The sequence below is a fragment of the Pseudalkalibacillus sp. JSM 102089 genome (genome assembly GCF_041366475.1).
Lineage (GTDB): Bacteria > Bacillota > Bacilli > Bacillales > Guptibacillaceae > Guptibacillus > Guptibacillus hwajinpoensis_B.
In genome coordinates this window covers 303,935-327,687 of the sequence record NZ_JBEWYW010000001.1, presented here as the reverse complement: position 1 = coordinate 327,687, position 23,753 = coordinate 303,935, and the positions used below count along the sequence as shown (strand labels likewise).

Below are 23,753 nucleotides of genomic sequence, written 5' to 3'. Positions count from 1 at the left end.
TAAAGAATGTGGGTAAGGGTAAAGAAGAAGTAGTAAAGACGAACCAGGAGGAGAAACATGGAAAAAAAGTATTTTACTTTAGAAGAAGCGAATCGTTTGTTGCCAGTGTTAAGGAGAGAGCTTGCCGGACTTAAGCGCCTGAAAATTCAATTTATCGAACATTACGATCAGATTGAACAGCATAAAAAAACGCTTCTTTATCGTCATAAAACAAAAGTTGACGAAGATATCCTTTTTAAAAAAGAGGCGCGGATGGAATTTATGGAGTTAGAAGCACAAACGTTCATTAACAATATCATGACTCTTGGAGTAGAAATCAAGAATGTAGATGAAGGATTAATTGATTTTCCTGCAATAATCAATGGAAAAGAAGTGTTACTGTGCTGGAAAGACGGAGAAGAGGAAGTGTCCTTTTATCATTCAGATCTAGGTGGGTTTAATAAACGAGAACCGATTGAGAACATTATGAAAGAGGAAGAAAAGGGCTGATGTAGATCAGCTCTTTTTTTAAAAAAAAATAAAATAAATTTCAATTACCGTACTAGTATATAATTTTAAGAATAGCTCACCTTAAAGAGTAGGGAGGTGAGTTCATGAAAAACCCAAAACAAACACATAAGCATGATACCGAATTTGCAAGCGAGCTAGCAGCTGAACAAAATAACAATAAAAAGCATAAGAAAAATAAGCAACAAAAAAAGAATGCTTAATTAAAAGGAGCTCTTAGCGGAGCTTCTTTTCTTTATCTTATTAGTAGATTAGTTCCCTTCTTTCTCTAAAACAGTTAAAATAGGAAGCAGACTAAAGAGAGAAAAGGATGAGTATCATGAGCTTATTGCAGGCTGAATTAATCACCAAATCATATGGAGAGAAAACACTATTTGATGGGATATCTTTTTCACTCGAAGAAAAGCAGAGAATCGGTTTAATTGGAGTAAATGGCACGGGGAAATCCTCTTTGCTTAAAATTCTTGCGGGCATCGAGTCGATGGATAGTGGTGCACTGCACCATGCGAATCAGTTCCATGTAGAGTACTTGCCTCAGGACCCGGTTTTTGTTGAGGAAAAAACTATCCTGGAGACAGTATTTGATAGTGATGTGCCGTTATTTAATACGGTAAGAAAATATGAAGAAGCGCTACAGAACGTAATGAACTTTCCTGAGAAAGAAGCGACACAAGAGAAGCTCATTCAGGCACAGGAAGAAATGGATCGTCTTCAAGCGTGGGATTTTAGTACCCAAGCTAAAACGATTTTAACAAAGCTTGGGCTTACTCAGTTTGACGCAATGGTGAATGAATTATCAGGTGGTCAACAAAAACGTGTTGCGCTAGCGAAAGCATTTATAAATCCAGCAGACTTATTGATTCTCGATGAGCCCACTAACCATATCGATAATGCAACTGTTGAATGGTTAGAACAATACTTGGCCAATTATTCTGGAACTCTTTTGCTTGTTACGCATGACCGGTATTTTCTTAATCGTGTAACAAACCGCATTTTTGAACTGGATAAAGGACGTTTGTTTGAATATGAAGGGAATTACGCTACATTTCTTGAACAGAAGGCGATGCGTGAAGAACGTGAGGCGAAAGAAGAAGATAAACACAATAAATTACTAAAAAGTGAGCTAGAGTGGTTAAAAAAGGGAGCGAAAGCTAGAACTACAAAACAAAAAGCACGTAAGCAAAGAATCGAGAAAATGAAAGAGGAACCAGGACGAACGACAGAAGGAAATGTCGATATGGCATTAGGGGCGAGTCGTCTAGGTAAGAAAGTAATTGAAGCTACGGATATATCAAAAGTGATCAATGGTCGAACGTTAACAGACCAGTTTAACTATCTTGTTCTCCCACAAGACCGAATTGGCATCATTGGACCAAATGGTTCTGGCAAAACCACGCTACTTAATATGCTTGCTGGTCGTATCGCTCCTGATTCAGGTCATGTTGATATTGGTGTAACGGTTAAACCAGGTTTCTACACTCAACAAAATGAGGGGTTAGATGAATCGCTTAGAGTAATTGAATACATTCGTGAAGGTGGAGAGGAGGTTCGCCTCCGTAAGGGCGGAACTGTTTCAGCTTCTCAAATGCTTGAGCGATTTCTATTTTCACCTGATATGCAATGGACATACATATCCCGATTATCTGGTGGAGAGAAAAGAAGGTTATATTTGCTACGTATCTTAATGGAAGAGCCTAACGTTCTTTTCCTAGATGAGCCTACGAATGATTTAGACGTTCAGACACTTGCTGTGTTAGAAGATTATCTTGCCGAATTCCCTGGAGCTGTTATTACCGTTTCCCACGATCGTTATTTCCTTGATAAGATGGCAGAACAGCTTTTCGTTTTCGATGGTAACGGAAAGATTGACCACTATTATGGTTCCTACTCCGATTATCTTGATGTATTGAAAAAAGAAAAAGAGCTTGAAGCTATGGAGAAAAAGCAATCCACTCCAAAAACAGAAGATGCAATCGAGAAACCAAAGCAAGTGAAACTCTCTTACAAAGAAAAGAAAGAATGGGAAACAATTCAGGACACTATTGAGAAAATTGAACAGCGCATTGAAGACGTTAAAGTTGAAATAGCAGAATCAGGAAGCGATTTTGCAAAAGTAGATGAGCTTTATAAAGAAGAACAAGCTCTAACGTTGGAATTAGAAGAAAAAATTGAACGTTGGTCTGAGCTCTCAGAGAAAATGGAATAGTTGAAAACCCCGCTATGTAATAACGAGTTTTGAGAGATTCACACACCAAAAAATGATGTAATCAAACCTAAAGCCACTCCTGAATTTCAGGTGTGGCTTTTTGGTCTGCTAACGTTTTTTATGTTCTCGATGTCTAATTCACTTTTCAATTCACAGGTTGAAAAACCTGCAAGCAAAAGAGCATACCTGTTACGAGTGTGGATTTGGAAGTGAATTGGAAGGGGTTATTAACTGGTTATTTATGTTAATATTGAAGTTGGATTAAAGAAGGTATTCAATTTAAGGGCAGTGATTCTTGAAGACTTGAATTCGAGATAACAGCTTAAATTGAAACATTTTTTTGTGAACGTATGTGTCCAGGGTAATATGATAAAAACAGCAAGGAAGTTATTGGTAATTTTCTTCTGATCGATAATTAGAAAGGAGGAGAATCATGGAAGTTTTTGTGATGAGTTTCTTTTCGGCAGTTATCATATACATAACTGTTCATTCGATAATTAAGGCTTTAAATATAGCCTTAAATAGAAATGAGATATCAAAACGAAAATATAGGCTTATTATGGCAATATCAATTTCTATAGGGACTTTCGTAGCGATAGTTTTGCCTTTTGGATATCAAAGACTCTTTGCTGCTATTCTTTAAAGTCTTCTTTAACTTATCTTTAATAAGGTGAACTTTTGTTTTTTGAAGAAAAGACTGAGTTATGCAGATTTATTTGAAATAATTAGTAATAGAAATTTAGACAGTTTAACCGAATAATTTATGTTGAAAATTAATCAACTTAATAGCGCAAGAAAGGAGGGTTTATAATATGGGTTTATCTTTGGAAATTGTGCGTATTGTTCTGCCAGTTGCAATAGTGGGTGGGATTGGAGTATTTGTAATTCTAAGAATGAAACATAAGTCTAGGAAAGGAACTCTTGGTAAGAAAAAATCAAGAAGTGCTCAAAATATATTAGATAGCTTAATACCATTCGGAATGATGATTGGCTTGGCTGTTGCTATACTTCTTAGCATATTTAGCCACTTTTCCTTTCTATCTGCAATTACTTGGGGACCTGGGATAGGTATGTTATTTGGATATTTTGCTTATGAAATTTACAGCAAGAAGGAAGATAGTTATTCATAATATCTGCATTCCAGAAACTCGGATCTTATCTGTAATAAGAGAAGCTGCAAGATATTGTTATAGTTGATCCACGATAGAACTTTTTATTCAAAACCAGACATCGCTAGTATGGAGATACCTAGTTTTTCTTTCAATTTATGATTTGAGAGATTTTGAAGATTAATCATATATGACAAATTTCCCTTGTTCATATAACCTTTTTATAGATGCAAGCATATGATTTATTTCTTCATCGGAATGTCTTTCCCATGAACTTAATTCAGCTACTATTTTCAAGGGCGATTTCGATCTATAAGAACGTGTAGGGTTTCCAGGAAACTTTTTGTCAGTTACGTTTGGATCATTTTCAAATTCACCTAACGGCTCTACAATGTATATTCTTTCTTTTGATGTAGATATTGCTAATTCAGCCCCCCATTTAGCGGCATTTAATGTAGCAGTGAAATAAATATGGTTCGCTTTTTTGTTTTGGTAATTAGATAAGTGTTGCGGTACTAATAGATCTCCAATTTTTAGTTCTGCTTTCGTACCATGAAAGAAGGGTCCATGATCTAAGACATCTTTTTTGTCATTCATTTTAATACACCTCTCTTTTTGATTTGTATAAAACAGTATAGAGCAGCAAGCATAAAAATAATAGTCTATAATTAACTGGAAATTAGCGATATAATATAAGTAGGGAAATGTAGTTGAACGACAAGTAACTATAATTTGCGTTGTAATTAGCAATCACCGTCAATGGTTGTTGGAGCTTTAATGAAATCATACATAAATAGAGCTTGGAATGGCATATTGCCTCCAAGCTCTATTTATGTATGATTTCATATATGTTTTGTCCTTTGAAACGCTATGCGATTTCATGTTTTCTACATCTTACGTAACCGGTTATCAATATACTAGTGTTGTTCTTTTATATATAGTAAATGTGTTTACAGGATCAACTATTTTGCAAACTTTACGAACTTTGAAGGAGCATTTGCAGAATGAAATAAAACTTCACGATATCCTTAGAATATTTTGAGAAATGAAGTAAATAGTGGTATAATTATTCAGAAAGTTACGAATCTGGAGAGAAAGGAGAACATTTGTGAAGTTTTATTTATCGGTAGATATGGAAGGCGTAACCGGCCTCGTAGATGACACGTTTGTGGATTCGAATAAACATAATTATAAACGTGGTCAGGAAATGATGACACAGGAAGCCAATAACGTAATCGAAGCCGCCTTTGGAAGTGGATGCTCAGCTGTGACGGTGAATGATAGTCACTCAAAAATGAACAACTTACTTATTGAGAAGCTTCATCCCGAAGCAAGGCTCATTTCAGGAGATGTGAAGCCTTTTTCCATGGTTCAGGGGTTAGACAGTACATATGAAGGTATGGGGATGATCGGTTATCATGCACGCGCCGGTATGCCGGGCGTAATGTCTCATTCCATGTTCCACAATGTGAGAAATTTCTACATAAATGATCAAGTTGTAGGAGAGCTAGGGATGAATGCATACGTTGCGGGATACTTTGGTGTTCCGATTTTGTTCGTTGCAGGGGATGACAGAGCTGCACTAGAAGCCGAAGAGCTTATTCCAAACATAACAACAGCTGTTGTAAAAGAAACGATTTCTCGATCTTCCGCTCTTTTGTTATCGCCACAAAAAACAGGGCAAGTGTTACGTCAGCAAACAGAAAAGGCAATGCTTAATAGACACCATGTCGAACCTTTAGTTCCTCCTCGCGAGCCTGTATTTCGCATTGAATTTGCGAATCATGGACATGCCGAGTGGGCGAGCCTTATGCCTGGTGTTGAGATTGAAAAAGAAACGACAGTTAGATATCAAGCGAAAAATATGCTTGAAGTCTATCAAGCTATGCTTGTGATGACTGAATTAGCATCAAGAACAACATTTAGCTAGAAAGTAGGGATGCCTGTGGCGAAATATATTATCAATCGTCTCTTCGCCATGGTGATTACATTGTGGATTATCGTAACCATTACGTTCTTCTTAATGCATGCGGTACCAGGGTCACCATTTAACCAGGAAAGAAACACCAGTGAAGCGGTGCAGCAAAACCTTGAAGCGCACTATCATTTGGATGAACCAGTTTTTATTCAATATGCCATTTACATTAAATCACTGGCAACACTTGATTTTGGACCGTCTATTAAACAATCATCTACGTCGGTTAATGAAATGATTGGTAGAGGGTTTCCAGTCTCGGCGGAACTTGGAATTACGTCGCTTGTGATTGCGATTATTTCAGGTATTATTCTAGGCATTATGGCTGCCCTTCGTCACAATGGTGCAATTGATTACATAGCGATGACTTTTGCGGTCATCGGCATTTCAGTACCGAACTTTATTATGGCGACTTTACTTATTCAACAGCTAGCTGTGAACTGGGAAGTTTTCCCCGTGGCTACTTGGGCCTCGCCAATGCATATGATCCTACCTTCTATTGCGCTTGCAACAGGGCCAATGGCCATCATAGCGCGCCTTACTAGATCAAGCATGATCGAAGTTCTCAATCAAGATTACATCATGACTGCTCGGGCAAAAGGAATGACAACATTCCAAATCGTTATAAAGCATGCTATGAGAAATGCATTGCTGCCGGTTATTACTATTCTTGGAACACTTGTTGCAGGAGTATTAACTGGGAGTTTTGTTATCGAAAAAATCTTTGCCATTCCAGGCATGGGTAAATATTTTATTAACGGTATAAATGATCGTGATTATCCTGTCATTATGGGAACAACAGTCTTTTATAGTGCCTTCCTCATTATGATGCTCTTTATTGTAGATATTGCTTACGGGATACTAGATCCTAGAATTAAGCTGCATAAGAGGGGGGAATAGCATGATACCGGAGCGAAAAGAAACCAAACAAGAGCTATCAGAGGACCTCTTTCTTCCGTTACAAGATTCCTCTAATAATGTTGAGATGATTGCGAAGCCAAGTATTTCTTATTGGAAAGATGCATGGATGAGGTTGTCTGGGAACAAGTTGTCCATGGCTGGTCTTATCATGTTAGTACTGCTTGTCTTAATGGCCATATTTGGTCCGTTGCTAACACCATATTCTTATGATCATCAGGTGTTGACCGAGGGGAACTTGCCTCCTTCATCCGAGCACTGGTTTGGAACAGATAACCTTGGTCGAGATATGTTTACACGAACGTGGAATGGAGCAAGAATTTCATTGTTTGTTGGTTTTATGGCAGCGATTATCGATTTTATTGTTGGAGTAGCTTATGGAGGGTTTTCAGGATATAAAGGAGGAAAAACGGATAATTTCATGATGAGAATCATTGAAATTTTGTACGGTCTGCCATATCTCCTAATGGTTATTCTTTTAATGGTCGTCATGGGTCCTGGGCTCTTTACGATTATTATTGCGTTAACTGTTACAGGGTGGGTCGGAATGGCGCGGATTGTTCGTGGACAGGTTCTACAGTTAAAGAACGCAGAGCATGTTCTCGCATCTCGTACGTTTGGAGCAAGCGCAAGTCGCGTTATTCGAAAGAATCTCCTTCCTAATACGATGGGGCCGATCATCGTTCAAATGACATTAACCGTTCCTACAGCTATCTTTGCCGAAGCCTTCTTAAGTTTCTTAGGTCTAGGTGTACAAGCACCCGTAGCGAGTTGGGGAGTAATGGCAAATGATGGATTATCGGTAATTTTATCCGGGCACTGGTGGAGACTGTTCTTTCCGGCATTCTTTATTTCATTAACGATGTTTGCTTTTAATGTTCTCGGTGACGGTTTGCAAGATGCACTTGATCCTAAACTACGTAAGTAAATCCTCATCTCGATGAGTTTTCACTGATATAAATACTAAGGGGGAATTTTTTTGAAGAAGATCATTACAATGCTGCTTTCTCTAGTGCTACTTATTAGCATCGTTGGTTGTACAACTACGGAAAATGGTTCATCAGAATCAAATTCAGGAAATGATGATGCAAAGCAAGAGGATGGAGCGAAAGTACTGAAGTTAAACAATGGAAGTGAACCAACATCGTTTGATCCACCAATTGGTTTTGATAGCGTTTCGTGGAATGCTTTAAACAATTTAATGGAAGGTATGACGCGTCTCGATAAGGAAGATCAGCCACAGCCTGCTGCTGCTAAAGAGTGGGATCTATCAGAAGATGGCAAAACGTATACTTTCCACCTTCGTGAAGATGCCAAGTGGTCTAACGGGGAGCCTGTTACAGCGGAAGATTTTGAATATGCTTGGAAGCGTCTAGCGAATCCTGATACAGCTTCACCAGCAGCTTTTCTTGCTTATTTTATTGAAGGCGCAGAGGCATTTAACACTGGAGAAGGATCAGAAGACGATGTGATGGTAAAAGCTGTGGACGAAACAACACTTGAGGTAACTCTTGAAAGTCCAGTAGCCTATTTCCCTAGCGTTATTTCAAACCCTGCTTTCTTTCCTGTCCATAAAGCAACAGTAGAAGAAAATCCTGAATGGCATACAGAAGCTGATACGTATGTAAGTAATGGTCCTTTCAAACTAACGAAATGGGAACATGATTCGAAATTCGAATTTAGTAAAAATGAAAATTATTGGGATGCTGCAAATGTAAAGCTCGATAAAGTAGATTGGGCTATGGTTGATGACACGAATACAGAATATCAAATGTACAAAACTGGTGAACTTCATACTTCTGATGTACCGGCTGACTTAAGTGAAGAGCTTTTCAATGATGGACAAGCTCAGGTTGAAGATCAGTCAGGAACTTACTTCTATCGCTTTAATCTTGAAATGGAGCCGTTCCAAAATGAAAATATTAGAAAAGCATTTGCGATGGCCGTTGATCAGCAGAAAATCGTCGAATTTGTTACTAAAAATGAAGAGAAGCCAGCAAATGGCTTTGTGGCTTATGGATTTGAAGATGCAGCAGGCGGCGACTTCAGAGAGGTTGGCGGTGATCTTGTAACCACTGATGCTGATCAAGCGAAAGAGCTACTCGAAAAAGGTATGGAAGAGGAAGGTTATGATGAGCTTCCTGCCGTAACATTAACGTATAACACGAGTGATGATCACAAAAAGATTGCTGAAACTCTTCAACAAATGTATAAAGAAGTTCTTGGTGTTGATGTGGACCTTGCAAACCAGGAATGGAACGTATTCTCTGATGAACAAAAGCAATTAAACTTACAGTTCTCAAGAAGTTCGTTCCTTGCAGATTATGCTGATCCAATCAACTTCCTTGAAAGTTTCCAGTCTGGGCACTCTATGAATCGTACTGGCTGGAGTAATGAAGAATACGATTCCTTAATTGCACAGGCGAAAGAAGAAACAGATGAAGCTAAACGATTTGAATACATGCATGATGCTGAAGCACTCTTGTTCGAAGAGATGCCAATCTTCCCGATTCATTTCTACAATCAGGTTTATCTTCAGAACGAAGATGTGACGGGAATTGTACGTCATCCTGTTGGCTATATGGAATTGAAATGGGCAGATATGCAGTAATACAGTTGAGCCTGGTGATACGAAAACCAGGCTCTTTTTTTCTGTCGTTAAACGATGTTGGCAAAAGGGCTATAGTTTTACACGCATCATTGATAGAATTAGCTTGAGCTATGCGCCACACACTTCAGACTATCTATCTCGTAACAGCTAGGCATTACATTTGATGAAACTATGAATATTTTAAAGGAGATATCTATGAAGATTACTAATATTGAAACGTTTTCTGTATCCGTTCCGTTAAAGAAACCTTTTAAAACGGCGCTTCGTACAGTGACAAATGCCGAAGCGATCATTGTTAAAATAACAGCTGGGGAATACGTCGGTTATGGAGAAGCACCTCCAACAGTCGTCATTACTGGTGAAAGTCTTGCTAGTATTGATTCGGCCATTCAACATGTCGTAAAGCCGAAATTGCTTGGAATGGATTTAACGGAATATGAATCCGTCATGTACACCCTACAGAAATCGATGATTGGAAATACTAGCGCAAAGGCAGCAGTTGATATGGCTATTTATGATCTAGTGGCTAAGCGAAGTCAACTCCCACTCTATCAATTTCTTGGAGGGTATCGGAGTGCCTTGGAAACAGACTACACCGTTAGTGTAAATGAACCGGTAGAGATGGCTAATGACGCTTTTCAATACATAAAAGATGGGTTTTCAATTTTGAAAGTAAAGGTAGGTAAAGACACCATTCAAAACGACTTAAGTCGAATCAAAGAAATTAGAAAGCGCGTTCAAAACGATGCCGTTATTCGTCTTGATGCCAATCAAGGGTGGACAGCTAAGGAAGCGATTTATGCCATTCGAAAAATGGAAGATGAAGGTCTTAACATCGAATTAGTTGAACAGCCCGTTCATGCGAAAGATATTGAAGGTCTAAGAAAAGTGACTGATGCTGTCTACACCCCAATTATGGCAGATGAAAGCGTGTTTTCACCTGAAGACGCCCTAAAAGTGATTATCACACGAGCAAGTGACCTGATTAATATAAAATTAATGAAGTCTGGCGGTATCCATCAGGCATTAAAGATTAACGCGTTAGCGGAGAGTGCTGGAATGGAGTGTATGGTAGGAAGTATGATAGAATCACGAGTCGGTATAACTGCCGCCGCACACCTTGCCGCTAGCCAACGAAATATAACGAGGTTTGATTTCGATGCGCCACTGATGCTTGATTACGATCTTGTGAATGGCGGGGTTCAATATACTAAAAATATGATGACGTTTACTGAAGATGATGGTTTAGGAATTCACAATGTAGAAAAGGGTGGGATTACAGTTGGAATGGACTAAAAAAACAATTGCGGTAGCCGTAGCAACGTTATGGACAACTCCGGAGAAGGCAAGGACAATTGATCATAATGCTCTAACCAATCCAGTGAAATTAACAGAATGGTTGGAACCATTGTCTTATTCGAATAGATTGGAACTGTGCGATAATAACCACGTTCAATCCCAAGTTTTGTACGGGGAAGAGGTCTTAGTTTTAGATCAGCGAGGAAATTGGTCTTATGTACTCGTCCCTTCACAACCCTCTTCAAAAGATGAAAGAGGCTATCCTGGATGGATTCCGACGATCCAACTTTCTGAGAACGTACCAGGAGTATATAATGAAGTTGTAGCTACAAATAAGCATGGTGTTCAATTTACAATTCATAATGGAAAAAGTGAAATGCGATTAAGTTATCAAACGATCCTCCCTGTTTTAGAAGAGCGTGAACGAACTTACCTTGTCTGGACTCCACATGGAGAGATGATTTTGAACAAAGAAGACGTTACGCTTCGCCCAACAAATGGCCCATTTGGAACAGGCTTAGATCTTGTTCAAGAAGCTGAACAATTTATTGGTCTCCTCTATTTATGGGGAGGTATGTCATCTTATGGATATGACTGCTCTGGATTTAGTTACAATATGGCTAGAGCTATTGGCTGTTCGATTCCGCGAGATGCTCATGATCAGTTAAAGGGTGGAACGCTAGTAGATGAAGGTGACTGGCAAAGAGGTGATCTTCTCTTTTTTGCTTATGAGCACGGAAAGGGCTCTGTGCATCATGTAGGCATTTATTACGGTGAAGGAAAAATGATTCATTCTCCTAGCACTGGACGCTTTATAGAAATTACCCCACTTAAAGGTACGCTCTATGAGGAAGAACTTTGTGGCGTTTGCCGCTATTGGGAGACGAATTAATGCAGTTTGAACAAGTAAAGGAGAAAATTATAGCATGTTTCCAGGGTCTTGAAGGAAACCAATCTGTGTATGTATCAACGCCTGATGGAGAATTAACTCATCATGAAGATCAACCTGTATCATCAGCTAGTATTATTAAAATTGCTATAATGCTGGAAGCTTTAAGACAAGTGGATAGAGGTGCGCTCACATTAGATCAAGTAGTAGAGATTGAAGATGACAATCGAGTTGAAGGCGCTGGTGTGATCTACCATCTAGGTAAAGAGCTTGAATGGAGGCTGACTGATCTGATTCATCTGATGATTATCTCTTCTGATAATACAGCTACAAATCAGTTAATTGATTTAGTCGGTATAGCGAATATTAATCATACTATGAAAGGAGCGGGGGCCTTTCATTCAAAGCTAATGAGGAAAATGATGGACAAAGAAGCCGTCAAAGCTGGAAAAGACAATATGATGAGCGGAAAAGATACTTATTTCCTATTAAAGCAACTAGTTGAACAACACCTTTTATCGAAATCATCTATGAAATGGGCGATAGAGGTGTTGCTTCAGCAGCAATTTAAGGATAAGTTTACAAGTAAGATTTCTACTATAAAGAAAAATATGCTTGCTCATAAAACTGGTGAACTTGCAGGAGTGGAGCATGACGCAGGTATATTATTTACACCAAGAGGTCCGGTTATCTATGCTTTTTTAACAGCTGGATTGCTTGAAAACCGGTACGGAAGAGATGCTATTGCGAATGCAGGTCGGTTACTTTATGACTTTTATAAATAAGGCTGAATCCATAATTGAAATAAACAGAAACGCCGTTTTGGACGGCGTTTTTGTTTTGCAAAAATTTAAATTAAGGAGCAATCAAAACGGCCGTTCCGATTGGAACAGTATTTGCAAGTTCTTCGACATCTCGGTTATACATTCGTATACATCCTCTCGATACATATTTCCCAATAGAGGAAGGGTCGTTTGTCCCGTGTATACCATAATGTATTTTAGAAATGCTCATCCACATCGTACCGAATGGTCCGCCGGGGTTTGGAGCTTTGTTGATGATGATAAAATTTCCAGTTGGCGTATCGTGGAGCATACGTCCCACACCAACAGGGTATACCTTTACAGTAGATCCATTCTTTTGAAGTGTAAGCGTTCGTTGTGTAAGAGATACATAAATGGTATATGGAAGTGTTGCTGGGTCAGGGTATCCAGGAATTTGGATAAGCTGGCCTGGATAGATAAGGTTAGGATTTTGTATGGAATTTGCTCTTATGATCTCAGTGACTGGAACACGGTAATCCCCACTAATAGAAGATAATGTTTCACCTGGTTTTACAATATGCTGCAAAAGTAGCCCCCCTAAGCACTATTAAATGAAAGGAATGTAAACTAATGAACGTCATTATCGTTTCAGATACACATATGCCACGGATGGCAAAAGAGCTTCTCAAAGCACTTAAAAACGAGCTGTACCATGCAGATCTAATTATTCATGTAGGTGATTGGCAAACACAAGCTGTTTACGAAGAATTAAAGTCGTTTGCACCTATTAAAGGAGTTTATGGAAACGTCGACGAAGCTTTTTTTATTAATAAGTTTAATGAAAAACTCATACTGGAATTAGAATCTCATCGAATCGGCGTTACGCATGGACACGGTAAAGGAAAAACAACAGAACAAAGAGCCGTTGCTCAATTTCAAGATGATGATGTCGAATTAATTCTCTTTGGTCACTCCCATATTCCTCTTCATAAAGAATATGATGGTAAGGTGATTTTTAACCCTGGCTCACCAACTGATAAGCGGAGACAAGCTCGATATTCTTTTGGAAAACTTACTGTTGAACGAAATAAACCTCTCCACATTGAACATGTTTTCTTTAATGAAAAATAGGGCAATACGTTAATTAGATGGTTTTGTGCATAAATTGTTGAACAAAATAGCGTTAGTATGTATAATGTTTGTATAATATATGTGCGAAGTTTCATATGCGGATGGAAGGGGAAAAATGATGCCAACAACAAAACGAGTCATCGTAATCGGTGCAGGTCCGGGAGGGCTTACAGCTGCTATGCTTCTAGCGAGTAAAGGACATTCGGTTACAGTTTATGAGAAACAATCCTATGTGGGGGGGCGAACTTCTGGATTTGAGCGAAGTGGCTACCGCTTTGACAGGGGCCCAACCTTCCTTAATATGCCGCATATTCTCGAAGAAATGTTCGAGGAATCTGGACGTAATGTTCACGACTATATCGACTTAATTGAAATCGATCCAATGTACGAATTGAAATTCGATGATGTTTCCTTTTATCCAACGCGTGACCAAGATGAAATGGTTAGAAGAATTGAAGAGACATTTCCAGGAGACGGTGAAGGGTATAGACGTTTTATGAAAGAAGAGAAAGAAAAATTTGAAGCGCTAATGCCTATTCTTCAAAATAAGCATGATTCACTTCTAGATTATGGTAGATGGCGGTTTGTGAAGGCTTTACCTAAATTGACGGTAACAGATAGTGTTTACAAGCGACTTTCCCATTATTTCGATGATGAGCGTTTAAGACTATCCTTTACTTTCCAGGCAAAATACCTTGGAATGTCACCGTGGGAGTGTCCAGGTGCTTTTACGATTCTATCTTATATGGAACATGCTTATGGCATTTTTCATCCGATTGGCGGACTGAATCAAATTCCAGAAGCTATGGCCAGGGTTATAAAGGAAGATGGCGGCGAAGTTCATATGAATAAAGGCGTGAAGCAACTCTTACTTGATGGAAAGACAGTGAAAGGTGTGGAACTTGAAGATGGTACGACGGATTATGCCGATGAAGTCATTATAAATGCTGACTTCGCACATGCTGTAAATCATCTCATTCCATCTGGTTCTGTAAAAAAATATACACCTGAAAAAATGGAACAGAAAAAATATTCTTGCTCAGCCTTTATGCTATACCTGGGTGTAGATAAAAAGTACGACTTACCGCATCACTCTATTATCTTCTCCTCTGATTATAAAAAGAACGTAGAAGAGCTTACTAAGAAGAAAATTCTATCAGAAGACCCTTCCATTTATGTACAAAATGCTTCCGTTACTGACGATACTCTTGCTCCAGAAGGTAAATCTTCCATTTATATCCTTGCTCCAGTACCGAATAACTTTAGTTTAGTTGATTGGGAAGAACGTAAGGATGAATTTAGAAGATTAGTTCTTGATCAGCTAGAACAAAGAACGGAATTTAAGGATATTGAAAAGCATATCGAAGTTGAGGAAATGTACACACCAACAGATTGGGAGATGGATTTAAATGTTTATAAAGGAGCCACATTTAATCTAGCTCATAATCTTCCTCAAATGATGTACTTCCGTCCACCTAATCAATTTAAAGAATTAAATCATTGCTGGCTTGTTGGTGGAGGGACTCACCCGGGGAGTGGACTTCCAACAATTATGGAATCTGCACGAATCACGAGCAGAATGCTTCATGAACAAGCAGCGCTTTTGGAGAGTGCGAAATGACGATCGGTATAGTAGGTGGAGGCATAGGTGGCATGCTTTCCGCGCTACTCCTCTCACAAAAAGGTTATAACGTTGAGCTGCATGAAAAAGCGCCTAAGCTTGGCGGTAGACTTTCTTTTGTTGAACGAGATGGATTCAAGATCGACAAGGGCCCTACGATCGTACTTCTTCCAGAGATGATCTATGAGTTTTTGGATAAAGCGGGAGTTCCTCGTGAGGAAGTTGAGATGGTAAGATGTGATCCACTATATCGCATGATTTATCCAGACGGTTCTACGTTTACGAAAACAAGTGATATCGAGAAGCAGTTGGAAGAGATCACAAGAATGTTTCCTGGAGAAGAGCAGCATTTTCTTTCTTATCTTGAAGATATGCGAGTTCGATTTAAGAAAGGAAAGGCGGCTTTTCTCGAACAGTCTTTTATTGTTAGAAAAGGTTTCTTTACTCCAAATAATATGAAGCTTTTACTCGAGCTTAAAGCTTACCAGTCTGTTCAATCTCAAGTATCTAATTATTTTAAAGATGAACGGTTACAAGACGCCTTTGCCCTACAAACGCTTTATATTGGAGGGAATCCATCTGCTTCCCCAGCACTTTATTCTTTAGTTCCTTTTAGCGAATATGAACATGGCATCTGGTATTTAAAAGGTGGTTATGCCAGCTTAATTACTGTATTAGAAAAACATCTTCGTCTTCAAAACGTAACGATTCATTTAGAATCTAATGTGGAAGAACTACTTATTGATGGGAAGACGTGTAGAGGAATTCGTACTACAAGTGGAGAACATTATTATGATAAAGTAGTGTATAATGGAGATTTCCCTATGATCAAGAATCTGATAAAAAAAGAGAAAGTTCCTAGGAAGAAATACAAAGCTTCCTCAGGGTGTCTACTCCTCTATATGGGGCTTGATCGTGTCTATGAGAATGCTGATGTTCATCAATTTTTTATGACAGATGACTTTACATCCCATATGAAGGACGTTTTTCAAGGTGGTAAATTGACAGACCAACCGGCTATTTACACGTTTCATCCTTCACTTATTGATGAAACACTAGCCCCTCCTGGTAAAGGCGTGCTATACGTGCTGATCCCTGTACCTTCTGGTGAAGCAGTCGAATGGGGTGAAAAGGAAAACATTGCATCAAAAATGATCGACCTTCTTGAAACAAGAGGTTTTCCAGGTTTAAAAGAATCGATAGAGTGGTTAGAAATTCGCACACCTGCTGATGCAGAGGTGGAAGGCTTATATAAAGGGGGAAGCTTCGGTATCGCCCCAACACTTACGCAGTCAGGCGCGTTTAGACCACAAGTGAAACCTTTTAAATTTGAAAACCTTTATGCGGTGGGAGCTTCGATCCATCCTGGAGGTGGCATCCCTATCGTAATGCAAGGAGCGGATCTTCTTGTAAAAGAAATTGAAAGGGTGTGAACGAAAGATGCTCGAACAAGCCTATGCTCACTGCGAAGCTATTATTAAACATCATTCCAAAACGTTTTACAAAGCGTTTTCTTTATTGCCTTCTTCAAAGAAGAAAGCAGTGTGGGCGGTTTATGGTTTTTGCAGGCAGGTTGATGACATCATTGATGAAGGCACAGATCCTGAAGCAGAATTAAAGGTCTTTCGTTCTGAATTTGCCTCTTTTCTAAAAGGTGAAATACCAAAAACTGATCCTATGTGGCTAGCTCTTGAAGATGTTTTTCGTAATTTCTCCATGGATACGAAAGCTTTTCACGACATGATTGCTGGGCAAGAAATGGATTTATATAAAACGAAGTATTATACGCTTGAGGAACTTGAACATTATTCTTATCATGTGGCAAGCACCGTTGGCCTTATGCTTCTTCCAATTCTTGCTCCAAAGAAGGTAGACAAACTTCGAGAGAGTGCAATAGCGTTAGGTCTTGGCATGCAAATCACGAACATCTTAAGAGATATCTCGGAAGATCTAGACCGAGATCGAATTTATTTGCCAATTGCTGAGATGGAATCATTAGGTTATCGGGTTGAAGATTTAAGAAGTCGAAGAATGAATGAGGCATTTATCAAAGTTTGGGAAAAGCTTGCTGTTCGAGCTGAAATGCATTACGAAACAGCTTTCTCAGCAATGCATCATTATCCTTTAGATGCTCGCCTTCCAGTGAAAAGCTCAGCGGTTTTTTACAAAGCCATTTTGCAATCCATTCGTAAAAAAGAGTATAATGTCTTTCACCAGCGAGCATTTGTGTCGGAAAAAGAAAAAGAAGCGCTTTTATCGGCGATTGCCGGAAATTGACAAAAGCTCTCTTCCAATTGGAGGAGAGCTTTTTTGTTATATCCTTAGTGTCTTTAAGATTAAGGAATCTAAGCGAAAAGTAGTTGTAACATGTGAGTGAATTTGAAATGATTAGGAGGTATTAAATGTTTTATGCATCATTAGGGGCGATGATCTCTTACTTAATTCAAAAAGGGTGATGCAAGAAATCAAGAAAGCTATTCTAGAAAGAGCTTATCCATCAAGAAAGGTAGGAAAGCCTGTTGATTTATATCGAGAAGAAGAAAGTAACATTAAGAGAGGCGACATGGGAGGATATTAATACTTTATACTATTGGAAATATGAAGAGGAGAATCAAGAAGCAAAAAAATGGAACGGTCCATACATCATTGAGAAAAAAATATCCAAAGTAGAGTACAAGAAAGAGTGGGAGCAACAGCGTAAAATTAGCCTCGGAGTTCCAGACACGTTAGTCATTGAAGCAGATAATAAAGTGATAGGTACAGTGGGATCATACTGGGTTGATAAGTTCACTAACTGGCTTGAAACCGGAATTGTTATTTATGATCCATCTTACTGGAATGGAGGATACGGTTCTGAAGCTTATAAAGAATGGATCCATTTTCTATTTCGATCAACAAAGCTTCATCGACTTGGCATGTCTACCTGGTCTGGTAATGAACGTATGATCAAGGTGGCAAGTAAGATTGGAATGAAAGAAGAAGCCAGAATAAGAGATGCAAGGATAGTAGAAGGTGTTTACTACGATGCCATCAAAATGGGGATGCTTCGAAGTGAATGGGAGCAACTTCGGTCTTAATTGTAAGGCGTTTTGTTTTCGAAAGACATATGGCATGATAGAGGTAGCTTACTATTAATCATTTGGGGGAACTTATGAAAAACCGATCTTATACACGTTTATTGAATGAAACGATTACAATCTATGAAGAAAGTGGTAGTTTAAAAGCTTATCAATTTATGAAAGAGCATGCGAAGAATGTGGAAGGCAATCAAGCGCAGCTCTTCAATTTTCAATATGCTCTTGCAGCTGCATCTGACCTAAAAGAGGAAGCCCTTGCGATCATGAGGGAAGCCATTATGGAACAGGGATACTGGTATGCGTATGAGTATTTACAAGCGGATGAAGACTTGGATTCCCTCCGTGAGTTTGATGAATTTCAAGAATTGGTTCAGCTTTGTAAACAAAGAGAAGAAAAGGCGATGGAACAAGCAAAACCAGCGTTAACGGTTTTAAATAACGAGGATGAACAAGAACGTCCCGTTCTTATGGTTATTCATGGAGATCAAGAGAATGCTGAAATGACTGCTGTAGCTTGGAACCGAGCAGCAACGAAAAAGTATAAACTCGCCTTTCCTCAATCATCTCAAATCCAGTTTTCAGATGCTTATGAATGGGAAGACGTTGCTTTAGGGGTACAAGAAATAGAGGACCATGTGAATACCCTTTCCTCTAGAGATAACTTGATTATTGGAGGTTTTTCAGCTGGATGTCACGTAGCACTTAGAGCGATTCTCGAGCAGCGTATATGTGTGGATGGATTTATTTTCGTGGCACCATGGATTCCTAATATTGATGAATGGCGAGATGCTATCGCTTCTTTAAAGAATTCAAATATAAAGGCTTATATCATTTGTGGTGATGAAGATGATGATTGTCTTGAGGGGTCTAAAGCCTTATCAGAGTTGTTGGAAGCTCAAGAGGTTGCACATGAACTGAAGATCATTCAAGGACTAGATCATGAATACCCGGAGGAGTTTAATGAATGGCTTCACCGGGCTTTGCAGTTTATTAATAAAAGGGATTAGAGAAAAACCTTAGAAATAATGAGCCTACATTCGTCTATTTTTAAGGCCGCATTCTTTTGATCACAATAGTTTAATCCTTTGGAAGGGTGATCGTATGAGAGAACGAGTTGGTGAGTGTACAAACTGTAAGAAACTAGTTTATTGCTTGAATGGTTTTCTCGATGGAGTTAGTTGGAATGGTCAGCTATACTGCTTTACTTGCTTTGAAAAGCATAAAGATCAACCACCGTCATAGTCTTGATCGATGTAGTGGGGTCAACCCCCATTCAATAGAAGATTATTCCAACCTTTTCTTAGATGTTCAGGAAGGTTTTCCTAAGTGATATGACATAAGGGAGGAAGCAAGTGAAATTAACGAAAGAGACACAGTATATTAGAAGTGTCCGTTTAGAAAAAACGGAAGACAATGAATTTCCGTTCTCTCTACCCGCTGTACAAAGTCTACAGGATGAACTTATCTTTCACCCAAATGTTACGTATGTTGTTGGTGAGAATGGGATGGGGAAATCAACGCTGCTAGAAGGGATAGCTGGGACACTAGGTATGAATCCTGAAGGTGGCACGAAGAATTTCAATTTTTCTAGCTATGATTCTCACTCAAATTTGCATCAGTATTTGAAATTAACAAGAGGAATTCATAGACCAGATGATTCTTTTTTCTTTCGAGCCGAGACATATTACAATTTAGCTACGAATATTGAAGCATTAGATCAAGAGGGATTTGGTCCGAAAATTATTGATTCTTTTGGAGGGAAATCACTTCATCAACAATCGCACGGAGAGTCTTTTTTTGCTACATTTATGTACCGATTTCAAGGAAGAGGGTTGTACATTTTAGATGAACCCGAAGCGGCGCTCTCACCGATTAGGCAGCTATCGATGTTAACGAGAATACATGAGCTTGTTCAAGAAGGTTCTCAACTAATTATATCGACACACTCACCAATTTTAATGGCATACCCTGAGGCAAGAATCCTACAGCTAAATGCCGATAGCATGAGTGACGTAACGTTAGAAGGAACTGATCATTATGTGACGATGAAACAATTTTTTGAAGATAAAGATCGCCTTTTGCATCATTTGTTGAAGAATTAAGGGTTGATGGTGTTTAGACGAAATAATTGATAAATTAAATTGAAAAGTGCCCTCCAAATGAAGCTTGCGTTTGGAGGGCACTTTAAACTTGTTTAGATTGTCTAATATGAATGGCGTTCCTTACCGAATCATTTTGTACTTGTACACTAGTGATCTTCGCTAATGATTCGATCCGCTACATTTTTCCCGCTAATGACGACCATTGGAGAACCACCACCAGGATGGGTGCTTCCGCCAGCAAAGTAGATATTCGAGATATCCTTTGATTGATTGGAAGGTCTAAGAAAACTATTTTTTAAAGAATTCGAAGAAATGCCATAGAGTGCCCCTCTGAAAGCGTAGAAACGTTCTTTAATTTCTTCAGGTCCGATGACCTTCTCCGTGACAAGGTGCTTCTTTATAGGTAATCCATGCTTCTCCAACTTATCATATATTTTCTCTTTATATTCCTCTAAGGAAATTTGGTTATTTTCGGACACAGGAGGCGCATTTACTAGAATAAAGAGATTATCTCCATCAGGAGAAACAGAAGGGTCTGTTGCTGAAGAATTTGAAATATAGATCGTCGGATCGTCAGGCCATTCTCCCTTAAATAGCGTTTCAAACTCATGACTGTAATTTTGAGCAAAGTATACTTGATGATGTACGAGATCAGGAAGTCTTGTTGATAATCCAGCCATGATGACAAAAGCAGAGATGGAAGGAGATGATCTCTCAATTTTTATGTTAGGCATGGATGGCCGCTCTTTCTCATCAACTAATGCTGGATAGGCTTTCAATAAGTCTCCATTAATAATAACTTTATCTACGTCTAAACGATCAGAAGCCGTTTCAATTTGCTTCGCTTTTTTATTTTCAACATGTATTTGATTCACTTCAGTATTTAAGTGAAAAGTAACACCTAGCTGTTTTGCAGCGGATTCTAGACTTTCAGCAAGTTTGGTGTTTCCCCCCTTAACATAATAAACTCCCTGCACCATCTCAAGATATCCAATCATCGCAAAAGTAGCTGGCGAGAGAAAGGGGGAGGAACCAATATATGTAGAATAGCGATTAAAAGCTTTTAATAAAAGAGGGTGCTGAAAATAGCGTTCATGAAAGTGATTCATTTTCTCAAGCGGTCTCACTTTAATAACTGCACGAAACAATGTAGGAGAGAAGTAATCATTCCACTTTGTAAACATCCTCGGAAAGAATGATGATTTGGATAAATGATAGAGTCGTTCAATTTCTTTGAGATAAGCGGGATAATGATTCGCTGCAAATGAATCAAGCTTCTGTAGTTGCTCTATCATGAAAGACTCGTCTGTGCTCATCATAAAAGATTGACCATCATAGTCTATATTTCTTGTATGATGGTCGAGCTTCATCCACGTGAAATAATCCCTGGGGTTAAGGTTTGTTTCTTCAAATACAGAATCAAAAATTTCAGGCATTGTCATCGTGTTTGGCCCGAAATCAAAGTGATGTGTCCCCAGGTTAACAGGCATCATTTTCCCACCTGCGTATTCATTTTTGTCATAAACGTGTACATTGTATCCTTTGCTAGCTAGCTTAATTGAAGCAGAGAGCCCACCGAGTCCTGCCCCAATAACGGCGATTGTTTTCATGAGTACGTTCTTCCTTTCCAAACATAACCTTTCTGCCTTAAACCTGTGCGCATAGAATGGATCAACAGAGTCATAAACGCGACAGCACTTAGTGGCATGAGGAGCGATAACGTGACTCTTTGATTCGTTCTTATATCAATCCATGCTTTTTGAAGCACGATTAGAACATAGGGGTAAAAGAGTGCGACTATAAGTGAACCTGTTATTGCTGTATAAAGCCCTGCAAGTAGTAAAATAAGAGGACCGAGATAGAAAATGCCATAAAAGATAAAGAGGATCCATATTAGGAAACGAGAGCGCCCGAGACCTGGGAAAAGGTTTTTGGTGAAACCATTCCACACTTCGCGATTCGTTTGATACATATAACAAGTGACCACATTTGTTATATTGGCAATAATAACTCTTTGTCCTTTTTTCTTAAATGTTTTTGCTAAATCAATATCATCAAGGAGTGTGGCGCGAATCCCTTTATGACCACCAACTTGTTTGTATGATTCCGTATGAACCATTATAAATGCCCCATGAGCAGCGGTGAAGGAGGGTAGGTTCGTCCAATTAGCTGGTGCTAATGGAAGATGGAAATGAACGACAAAATGCTGAAGTGGTACAAGAAGCTTTTCAAGAAACAAGCTTACAGGAAAAGCAGGAAACCCTGTTATCATGGAAGCCTCCCGCTTTTTCATTAATAAGAGTGCAGCTTGAACCGCATTTGGCGACAGTCTTAAATCTGCATCATTAAACAGTAGGTATTGTCCTTTAGCATGTTCACTTAGTTGATGACAAGCATATACTTTCCCAGTCCAACCTTCAGGTAGATCTTTACCACGAATAATCGTAAATCTCGGATCATTTTTTGTTCCTTCATACAGTAAATTCAATGTTTGATCACTAGAGTGGTCGTCAAGTAGAAGAAATTCGATATTTTGATATGTGAGTTTTTTTAAACTTTGAAGGAGTTCTTCAACGTTTCGTTCTTCATCACGAAGAGGGATAAGAATGGATACTCGACCATTCTCATCCCCCTGAATACTTCGATTTGATAGACGTGGCATGAAGAGTGAATTGATGATCGTCCACAAGACAAACGCTGTAAGAATGCTAATATAAATGAGCAACATTAGACGGTCACCTCTCCCGCTGTAGCGCGTCCATTTTGCTTCGCTTTTTTCTTATAGGTAATTAGCAGAAGCAGTGTAGGAATCGATGTTACAAAGACCGCAAGCCAAAGTCCATCAAGCAGAGCAAGGAAAATAAACATCCCCATGACCATACCAAATAACATGGCCATTCGATGCTTCCATTTAATGAAAGAAGTCCTATTTGGAATCTTATTCCTCATATAGAGAGGATAGAGTAAGACGTGGAAGAAAAGGGATACCCAGAACCAGCCCGTGAAATTTTGGAAAGGAACGTTATAATAAACGCCGTTTCCGTCCCATCCCCAATAACCCTTCACTAAATAGGCGACGGGATCAATGATTAAGTCAATTAAAACGGCAATAAGGGAGCCTAAAAGGGAGTAGACGACCCATCTTATGATGCCGTGATTTAGTTTTTCCGTCATTTGAAGCGATAGCACATGAGTAACGGCAATCACCATAATCCAAGCAAAACCAATTCCTATTGGAACGTCAGCTAATTTAAACCCAAAATCACCGGAATAATCATATTTTCCAAAGATTAAACCATAATGAACGCCTAAGCCCTCTGCGATCATGCTGAAAGCAAAGATAAAGGAGGCTGTTGAAAGCCCCCGCAAAGCCCCAAACGTTCGTACAAAATAAAAGGTGCCTAATATTCCACAGAGTATAAGAAAGAAGGCATTTGCCCAGTTAAGAAACGATGGAAGTAGGTCGAAGCCAACAAGGATCAACCCACAGCAGTACCAAAAAATAAATAGTCGAAAGATTACATTATCCCATCTCATCATGTTG

At 38.9% G+C, this 23,753-nt stretch carries 23 protein-coding genes; 18 read left to right on the top strand and 5 right to left on the bottom strand.

The window, feature by feature from the left end; genetic code table 11:
- The first annotated feature begins 57 nt into the window (after positions 1 to 57).
- The 4 genes from ABVF21_RS01475 (at position 58) to ABVF21_RS01460 (ending at position 3,843) form a co-directional block, all read left to right on the top strand.
- Complete coding sequence (locus ABVF21_RS01475) at positions 58 to 489, top strand: DUF2203 domain-containing protein (protein WP_371017339.1); 432 nt, start codon at positions 58 to 60, stop codon at positions 487 to 489.
- A gap of 337 nt (positions 490 to 826) precedes the next feature.
- Positions 827 to 2,713, top strand: a complete 1,887-nt coding sequence (locus tag ABVF21_RS01470; RefSeq protein WP_371017338.1) for an ABC-F family ATP-binding cassette domain-containing protein — start codon at positions 827 to 829, stop codon at positions 2,711 to 2,713.
- Between the two features lie 433 nt (positions 2,714 to 3,146).
- Positions 3,147 to 3,356: a hypothetical protein gene (locus tag ABVF21_RS01465; RefSeq protein WP_303531538.1), complete on the top strand. Its 210-nt coding sequence runs from the start codon at positions 3,147 to 3,149 to the stop codon at positions 3,354 to 3,356.
- Between the two features lie 169 nt (positions 3,357 to 3,525).
- Positions 3,526 to 3,843 (top strand): hypothetical protein, encoded by a 318-nt coding sequence (locus ABVF21_RS01460; protein WP_371017337.1) that lies wholly within the window; start codon positions 3,526 to 3,528, stop codon positions 3,841 to 3,843.
- Between the two features lie 159 nt (positions 3,844 to 4,002).
- Here the strand turns inward: ABVF21_RS01460 and arr are convergent, their stop codons facing one another.
- Positions 4,003 to 4,419: an NAD(+)--rifampin ADP-ribosyltransferase gene (arr, locus tag ABVF21_RS01455; RefSeq protein ID WP_303531540.1), complete on the bottom strand. Its 417-nt coding sequence runs from the start codon at positions 4,417 to 4,419 to the stop codon at positions 4,003 to 4,005.
- A 511-nt stretch (positions 4,420 to 4,930) separates the two neighbouring features.
- Between arr and ABVF21_RS01450 the strand changes: the two genes are divergently transcribed.
- From ABVF21_RS01450 to ABVF21_RS01420, 7 genes are all read left to right on the top strand, one after another.
- Positions 4,931 to 5,752: a M55 family metallopeptidase gene (locus ABVF21_RS01450; protein ID WP_371017336.1), complete on the top strand. Its 822-nt coding sequence runs from the start codon at positions 4,931 to 4,933 to the stop codon at positions 5,750 to 5,752.
- A 15-nt stretch (positions 5,753 to 5,767) separates the two neighbouring features.
- Positions 5,768 to 6,697, top strand: coding sequence for an ABC transporter permease (locus tag ABVF21_RS01445; RefSeq protein WP_303531541.1), 930 nt, complete (start codon positions 5,768 to 5,770; stop codon positions 6,695 to 6,697).
- A 1-nt stretch (position 6,698) separates the two neighbouring features.
- Positions 6,699 to 7,643 (top strand): ABC transporter permease, encoded by a 945-nt coding sequence (locus ABVF21_RS01440; protein WP_371017335.1) that lies wholly within the window; start codon positions 6,699 to 6,701, stop codon positions 7,641 to 7,643.
- A 51-nt stretch (positions 7,644 to 7,694) separates the two neighbouring features.
- Complete coding sequence (locus ABVF21_RS01435) at positions 7,695 to 9,326, top strand: peptide ABC transporter substrate-binding protein (protein ID WP_371017334.1); 1,632 nt, start codon at positions 7,695 to 7,697, stop codon at positions 9,324 to 9,326.
- A 195-nt stretch (positions 9,327 to 9,521) separates the two neighbouring features.
- Positions 9,522 to 10,622 carry a dipeptide epimerase gene (locus ABVF21_RS01430; RefSeq protein ID WP_371017333.1) on the top strand — a complete coding sequence of 367 codons (1,101 nt, stop codon included), beginning with the start codon at positions 9,522 to 9,524 and terminating at the stop codon, positions 10,620 to 10,622.
- Complete coding sequence (locus ABVF21_RS01425) at positions 10,609 to 11,517, top strand: NlpC/P60 family protein (RefSeq protein ID WP_303531546.1); 909 nt, start codon at positions 10,609 to 10,611, stop codon at positions 11,515 to 11,517. The genes ABVF21_RS01430 and ABVF21_RS01425 overlap by 14 nt, the downstream gene beginning before the upstream one ends.
- Positions 11,517 to 12,299, top strand: coding sequence for a serine hydrolase (locus ABVF21_RS01420; RefSeq protein ID WP_371017332.1), 783 nt, complete (start codon positions 11,517 to 11,519; stop codon positions 12,297 to 12,299). The genes ABVF21_RS01425 and ABVF21_RS01420 overlap by 1 nt, the downstream gene beginning before the upstream one ends.
- A 70-nt stretch (positions 12,300 to 12,369) precedes the next feature.
- Here ABVF21_RS01420 and ABVF21_RS01415 read toward each other — a convergent pair whose 3' ends face one another.
- On the bottom strand, positions 12,370 to 12,864 hold the full coding sequence (locus ABVF21_RS01415) for a L,D-transpeptidase family protein (RefSeq protein ID WP_371017331.1): 495 nt from the start codon (positions 12,862 to 12,864) through the stop codon (positions 12,370 to 12,372).
- Positions 12,865 to 12,908: 44 nt separating this feature from the next.
- Here ABVF21_RS01415 and ABVF21_RS01410 point away from each other — a divergent pair, with 44 nt between their 5' ends.
- The 7 genes from ABVF21_RS01410 (at position 12,909) to ABVF21_RS01380 (ending at position 20,209) form a co-directional block, all read left to right on the top strand.
- The gene (locus ABVF21_RS01410) at positions 12,909 to 13,409 is read left to right on the top strand and encodes a metallophosphoesterase family protein (RefSeq protein WP_371017330.1); all 501 of its coding nucleotides are present in this window, start codon (positions 12,909 to 12,911) and stop codon (positions 13,407 to 13,409) included.
- 118 nt (positions 13,410 to 13,527) lie between these two features.
- Positions 13,528 to 15,030 (top strand): phytoene desaturase family protein, encoded by a 1,503-nt coding sequence (locus ABVF21_RS01405; protein WP_371017329.1) that lies wholly within the window; start codon positions 13,528 to 13,530, stop codon positions 15,028 to 15,030.
- Positions 15,027 to 16,463, top strand: coding sequence for a phytoene desaturase family protein (locus ABVF21_RS01400; protein ID WP_371017328.1), 1,437 nt, complete (start codon positions 15,027 to 15,029; stop codon positions 16,461 to 16,463). Before ABVF21_RS01405 ends, ABVF21_RS01400 begins: the two co-directional genes overlap by 4 nt.
- A gap of 7 nt (positions 16,464 to 16,470) precedes the next feature.
- Positions 16,471 to 17,307 carry a phytoene/squalene synthase family protein gene (locus ABVF21_RS01395; protein WP_303531560.1) on the top strand — a complete coding sequence of 279 codons (837 nt, stop codon included), beginning with the start codon at positions 16,471 to 16,473 and terminating at the stop codon, positions 17,305 to 17,307.
- A 242-nt stretch (positions 17,308 to 17,549) separates the two neighbouring features.
- Positions 17,550 to 18,107 carry a GNAT family N-acetyltransferase gene (locus ABVF21_RS01390; protein WP_371017327.1) on the top strand — a complete coding sequence of 186 codons (558 nt, stop codon included), beginning with the start codon at positions 17,550 to 17,552 and terminating at the stop codon, positions 18,105 to 18,107.
- Between the two features lie 74 nt (positions 18,108 to 18,181).
- Complete coding sequence (locus tag ABVF21_RS01385; protein WP_303531563.1) at positions 18,182 to 19,114, top strand: alpha/beta hydrolase; 933 nt, start codon at positions 18,182 to 18,184, stop codon at positions 19,112 to 19,114.
- Positions 19,115 to 19,459: 345 nt separating this feature from the next.
- Entirely contained in the window at positions 19,460 to 20,209 is a 750-nt protein-coding gene (locus ABVF21_RS01380) for an AAA family ATPase (RefSeq protein ID WP_303531566.1), read from the top strand.
- A 146-nt stretch (positions 20,210 to 20,355) separates the two neighbouring features.
- On the opposite strand, the gene ABVF21_RS01375 is transcribed toward ABVF21_RS01380, so the two are convergent.
- From ABVF21_RS01375 to ABVF21_RS01365, 3 genes are read right to left on the bottom strand one after another with little or no spacing between them, the layout of a single operon-like run.
- Positions 20,356 to 21,819, bottom strand: a complete 1,464-nt coding sequence (locus tag ABVF21_RS01375; RefSeq protein WP_371017326.1) for a phytoene desaturase family protein — start codon at positions 21,817 to 21,819, stop codon at positions 20,356 to 20,358.
- Positions 21,816 to 22,937 (bottom strand): glycosyltransferase, encoded by a 1,122-nt coding sequence (locus ABVF21_RS01370; protein WP_371017325.1) that lies wholly within the window; start codon positions 22,935 to 22,937, stop codon positions 21,816 to 21,818. The genes ABVF21_RS01375 and ABVF21_RS01370 overlap by 4 nt, the downstream gene beginning before the upstream one ends.
- Positions 22,937 to 23,749 carry a carotenoid biosynthesis protein gene (locus tag ABVF21_RS01365; protein ID WP_371017324.1) on the bottom strand — a complete coding sequence of 271 codons (813 nt, stop codon included), beginning with the start codon at positions 23,747 to 23,749 and terminating at the stop codon, positions 22,937 to 22,939. The genes ABVF21_RS01370 and ABVF21_RS01365 overlap by 1 nt, the downstream gene beginning before the upstream one ends.
- Between the last annotated feature and the right edge of the window lie 4 nt (positions 23,750 to 23,753).

Excerpts from the sequence above, each read along its gene's own strand:
- ABVF21_RS01475 (WP_371017339.1), top strand. The coding sequence starts at position 58 with ATGGAAAAAAAGTATTTTACTTTAGAAGAAGCGAATCGTTTGTTGCCA.
- ABVF21_RS01470 (WP_371017338.1), top strand. The coding sequence starts at position 827 with ATGAGCTTATTGCAGGCTGAATTAATCACCAAATCATATGGAGAGAAA.
- ABVF21_RS01465 (WP_303531538.1), top strand. The coding sequence starts at position 3,147 with ATGGAAGTTTTTGTGATGAGTTTCTTTTCGGCAGTTATCATATACATA.
- ABVF21_RS01460 (WP_371017337.1), top strand. The coding sequence starts at position 3,526 with ATGGGTTTATCTTTGGAAATTGTGCGTATTGTTCTGCCAGTTGCAATA.
- arr (WP_303531540.1), bottom strand. The coding sequence starts at position 4,419 with ATGAATGACAAAAAAGATGTCTTAGATCATGGACCCTTCTTTCATGGT.
- ABVF21_RS01440 (WP_371017335.1), top strand. The coding sequence starts at position 6,699 with ATGATACCGGAGCGAAAAGAAACCAAACAAGAGCTATCAGAGGACCTC.
- ABVF21_RS01430 (WP_371017333.1), top strand. The coding sequence starts at position 9,522 with ATGAAGATTACTAATATTGAAACGTTTTCTGTATCCGTTCCGTTAAAG.
- ABVF21_RS01420 (WP_371017332.1), top strand. The coding sequence starts at position 11,517 with ATGCAGTTTGAACAAGTAAAGGAGAAAATTATAGCATGTTTCCAGGGT.
- ABVF21_RS01410 (WP_371017330.1), top strand. The coding sequence starts at position 12,909 with ATGAACGTCATTATCGTTTCAGATACACATATGCCACGGATGGCAAAA.
- ABVF21_RS01405 (WP_371017329.1), top strand. The coding sequence starts at position 13,528 with ATGCCAACAACAAAACGAGTCATCGTAATCGGTGCAGGTCCGGGAGGG.
- ABVF21_RS01400 (WP_371017328.1), top strand. The coding sequence starts at position 15,027 with ATGACGATCGGTATAGTAGGTGGAGGCATAGGTGGCATGCTTTCCGCG.
- ABVF21_RS01395 (WP_303531560.1), top strand. The coding sequence starts at position 16,471 with ATGCTCGAACAAGCCTATGCTCACTGCGAAGCTATTATTAAACATCAT.
- ABVF21_RS01385 (WP_303531563.1), top strand. The coding sequence starts at position 18,182 with ATGAAAAACCGATCTTATACACGTTTATTGAATGAAACGATTACAATC.
- ABVF21_RS01375 (WP_371017326.1), bottom strand. The coding sequence starts at position 21,819 with ATGAAAACAATCGCCGTTATTGGGGCAGGACTCGGTGGGCTCTCTGCT.
- ABVF21_RS01370 (WP_371017325.1), bottom strand. The coding sequence starts at position 22,937 with ATGTTGCTCATTTATATTAGCATTCTTACAGCGTTTGTCTTGTGGACG.
- ABVF21_RS01365 (WP_371017324.1), bottom strand. The coding sequence starts at position 23,749 with ATGATGAGATGGGATAATGTAATCTTTCGACTATTTATTTTTTGGTAC.